Genomic DNA, 4054 nt, shown 5'->3' on the forward strand with positions numbered 1-4054 from the left:
CCCGCCCGTGCTGCAGTGCAACAAGAGCGCGCCGGGCCGCACAACAGGCCGCCGGCCGCCGCCTGTGCACAGGCGACCGGGCGCGATCTTCATCTCCGCGCGGCCTGCACGGTCTTGTTGCGCGATCTTCTTGCGCGCTGTCGCGCAATCGTCATGCTTGGCGACAAGAGTGGCCGGTCGACACGGATTGCGGCTTCGCGGTCCTCTGTGAGCCGGCAAAGCAGCCCGCGCGACAGCAAGAAAAGGCCGGAGGCCCTATGGACAGCGACGACGATCTTGCCCCCGGACCGGACACGCCCGGCACGGTGCCGGCGGTTCTGGCGCCGGTTCTGGTGGCAATCGGCTTTCTGGTCGCCGTCACCCTGCACGGCGACCTCGCCTCCGGGCCGGCGCTGGCGGGCATCGGCCTCATCGGCCTCGTGGGCTTCTTTGCCGCACTCGGGCTTGGCGCACGGGTGCGGCGGCGCGTGCTGCGCAAGCCCGTCCGCGAGGTGCGTCCGGTGTGGCCCGACGGCGGCATGCGCCTTGTGGTGGAGGCCATTCCCGAGCCCTGCTATCTGGCCGACGCACGCGGACGGGTGCGTTGCTCCAATGCCGCCGCCTCGGCAACCTTCGGCGCCATCCAGCCCGGCGATCCGTTCTCGTTCCGCCTGCGCGCACCGGTGGTGCTGGAGGCCATCGACCGGGTGGCGGCCGGCGAGCCGGCAACGCGCATCGGCTGGTCGGAGCGGGTGCCGACCGACCGCTGGTTCGAGGCCTACATCGCCCCCATCGCCCTGCCCGGCCGGGAGCGGCGCACGGGCCGGCCGGATTTCCTGCTCATCATCGTCCGCGACCTCTCCGAGCAGCGGCGGCTGGAGACGCTGAGGGCCGATTTCGTTGCCAACGCCAGCCACGAACTGCGCACCCCGCTGGCCTCGCTGACCGGCTTCATCGAAACGCTGCAGGGCCCGGCGCGGCGCGACGAGGCCGCGCGCGAGCGCTTCCTCGCCATCATGGCCGAGCAGGCCCGCCGCATGGGCCGGCTGATCGACGACCTGCTGCACCTGTCGCGCATCGAGATGCGCGCCCACATCCGCCCCTCCGAGACGGTGGATCTGGCCTCGGTCGTCGCCACCGTGCTCGACGGGCTGGAGCCGCTGGCCGCCGAACTGGAAGTGAGCATCGCCCGCGACCTGCCGGCTTCCGGTCCGCTGGTGCGCGGCGACCGCGACGAACTCGTTCAGGTGGTGGAAAACCTGGCCGAGAATGCGCTGAAATACGGCGCCAGCGGCCGGCGGGTGGAGGTCTCCTGCCGGCTCGACGACAGCAGCGCCAAGCCCGTGGCAGTGCTGGCGGTGCGCGATTTCGGCCCCGGCATCGCCCCGGAGCATCAGCCGCGCCTGACCGAGCGCTTCTATCGCGTCGATGTCGCCACCTCGCGTGCCCAGCGCGGCACCGGGCTGGGGCTGTCGATCGTCAAGCACATCCTCGCCCGCCACGGCGGCCGCCTCGCGGTGGAGAGCCAGCCGGGCAAGGGGGCGACCTTCCTCGTGCGGCTCGATTGCCTGCCGGGACAGGCGCCGGCGCCGCTGCCGCTGCCGGACGCCGGGGAGATGAATGAAATCAAAGCTCTGGACGTTCATAAAACGACCATGGGAGAGTCATAAAAGAAGGCGGCGCAGGCAGCGGAAGCGGCACGCGGCCCCTTCGCTGCGGTCTGAAGGATCGGCCCTGCAAAGCCCCGCCCGACAGGGGTCTGCCTCACATCAGGGGGTCTGCCGCACTCAGGCCGGGGCCTGTCTGCAACGACCGACGAATCGAAAGAGAGCGATATCGCGATGCCCGAACACACCGTGGTGGCCTATGACGACGAGCTGAAGCAGCTGGCCGGCTGGATCGCCGAAATGGGCGGACAGGCCGAGCAGCTGCTGGCCGACGCCGTCACCGCGCTTTCGCGCATCGACACGACGCTTGCCCAGCGCGTGATTCAGGAAGACCAGCGCCTCGATCTGACCCAGCGCCGGGTTGAGGAACTGGCCGTTTCCATCATCGCCCGCCGCCAGCCGATGGCGCGCGACCTGCGCGAGGTGGTGGCGGCGCTGCGCGTTTCCAACGATCTGGAGCGCGTCGGCGATCTGGCCAAGAACATCGCCAAGCGCGTGGTGGCGATGAACGGGCAATACCAGTCGAAGCGTCTCGTTCTCGGTGTCGAACACATCTCCGAGATTGCGCTTGAGCAGATCAAGGCCGTCATCGACAGCTACACCAGCCGCGATATCGAAGAGGCCACCGCGGTTCGCAACCGCGATGACGAGATCGATGCGATGTATACATCGCTGTTCCGCGAGCTTCTGACCTATATGATGGAAGACCCGCGCAACATCACGTTCTGCACGCATCTGCTGTTCTGCGCCAAGAACATCGAGCGCATCGGCGACCATGCCACCAACATTGCCGAGAACGTGCACTATCTGGTGACCGGCGAGCAGCCCTCGCTGGAGCGCCCGAAGCAGGACGACACCGCGCTCACCACCATCGAGTTCGGCAAGTCGTAAGCGCGGCCGGCTGCGCCGCTCCGGCGCGGCGGGACAGGACTGCGGACCCCGCACCCCGGCCGGAACGGCCCGGGCTGCCCGGCCCGAACGGACTTTCAGGAAGGTCTGCGGGTGCCGGCCGGGCCGGATGCCGCCGGCGGGCCGCCGCACCTTTGCCACACCCGACTTTGCCACACCCGACCGGGGATGCCAGCCGATGCCATCGGTGATGATCGTCGAGGACGAGGAAACCCTCAGCCTGCTCCTGCGCTACAATCTGGAAGCGGAAGGCTTCAGCGTGGAGAACTGCGGCCGGGGCGACGAAGCGGAACTGCTGCTGCGGGAAAACCAGCCCGACCTGTTGCTGCTGGACTGGATGCTGCCGGGCCTTTCCGGCATCGAACTGTGCCGCCGCCTGCGGGCGCGCGAGGAGACCGCCCGGCTGCCGATCATCATGCTGACAGCGCGCGGCGAGGAGGCGGAGCGCATCCGCGGGCTCGCCACCGGGGCCGACGATTATGTGGTGAAGCCGTTCTCGGTGCCGGAGCTGATGGCCCGCGTGCGCGCCATCCTGCGCCGCGCCAAGCCGGAGGTGGTCGCCACCCAGCTTAAGGCCGGCGATCTGGAACTGGATCGCGAAACCCACCGGGTGCGCCGCGCGGGCCGCGAAATCCACCTCGGGCCGACGGAATTCCGCCTGCTGGAATTCCTCATGACCTCGCCCGGCCGGGTGTTTGCCCGCGAACAGCTGCTCGACGGCGTGTGGGGCCACGATGTCTATGTGGACGAGCGCACCGTCGACGTGCACATCGGCCGGCTGCGCAAGTCGCTGAACCGCGGCAAGGCCAAAGACCCGATCCGCACCGTGCGCGGCGCGGGCTATGCCTTCGACGACCAGTTCAGCACCGCACGGTGAGCGGTCCGGCGCGCCGGCCGGGCCGCTGCGGCAGGGCAGCGCCTCAGCTGCCCGCGCGGCGCAGCTTGGCATAGCGCGCCACAAGGCGGTCGCGCTTCAGCCGCGACAGCCGTTCCGTCCAGAAACGGCCGTCGAGCTGGTCGATTTCGTGCTGCAGGCACACCGCCATGAGCCCGGCGTGGCTCTCGCTGTGCACGCCGCCGGCCGCATCCTGATAGCGCACCGTGACGCGGGCCGGCCGCTCCACCGTTTCCACCACGCCCGGCATCGAAACGCTGCCTTCCGTGGCCCGCGCCAGATCGACGCTGGCCTCGGTGATGACCGGATTGATGAACACGCGCCGCGGTTCGGCCGGTGAAAGCCGGATCACCACCACCCGCTGCGGGACGCCGATGTGCGGCGCGGTGATGCCGATCCCCGGCGCCGCGGCCATGGTGTCGGCGAGGTCTTCCACCAGCGCCGCCAGATCGTCGCCGAACGCGGTCACGGCCGCGGCCGGGACCTTCAGGCGCGGATCGGGAAAGCGGACGATGTCCCGCACGGTCATGGCTGTTCCTCGGGTCTTGCCCGGCTGTTGCCGGGAACGGCTTGCAGGCCGGCTTGCACGGTCTGGCTTGCACGG

4 protein-coding genes are annotated in these 4054 nt (G+C 69.6%); 3 read left to right on the forward strand and 1 reads right to left on the reverse strand.

Annotated features, from left to right (window positions below):
* The first annotated feature begins 257 nt into the window (after positions 1-257).
* The 3 genes from V7067_RS12470 (at position 258) to phoB (ending at position 3432) form a co-directional block, all read left to right on the forward strand.
* On the forward strand, positions 258-1649 hold the full coding sequence (locus V7067_RS12470; RefSeq protein WP_334176228.1) for an ATP-binding protein: 1392 nt from the start codon (positions 258-260) through the stop codon (positions 1647-1649).
* 171 nt (positions 1650-1820) lie between these two features.
* On the forward strand, positions 1821-2537 hold the full coding sequence (phoU, locus tag V7067_RS12475) for a phosphate signaling complex protein PhoU (RefSeq protein WP_334176229.1): 717 nt from the start codon (positions 1821-1823) through the stop codon (positions 2535-2537).
* Positions 2538-2733: 196 nt separating this feature from the next.
* Positions 2734-3432 (forward strand): phosphate regulon transcriptional regulator PhoB, encoded by a 699-nt coding sequence (phoB, locus tag V7067_RS12480; RefSeq protein WP_334176230.1) that lies wholly within the window; start codon positions 2734-2736, stop codon positions 3430-3432.
* Between the two features lie 43 nt (positions 3433-3475).
* Here phoB and V7067_RS12485 read toward each other — a convergent pair whose 3' ends face one another.
* Positions 3476-3979 (reverse strand): peptide deformylase, encoded by a 504-nt coding sequence (locus tag V7067_RS12485; RefSeq protein ID WP_334176231.1) that lies wholly within the window; start codon positions 3977-3979, stop codon positions 3476-3478.
* Positions 3980-4054: the final 75 nt, after the last annotated feature.

This window comes from Pseudoxanthobacter sp., assembly GCF_036822375.1.
Classification (GTDB): domain Bacteria; phylum Pseudomonadota; class Alphaproteobacteria; order Rhizobiales; family Segnochrobactraceae; genus Pseudoxanthobacter.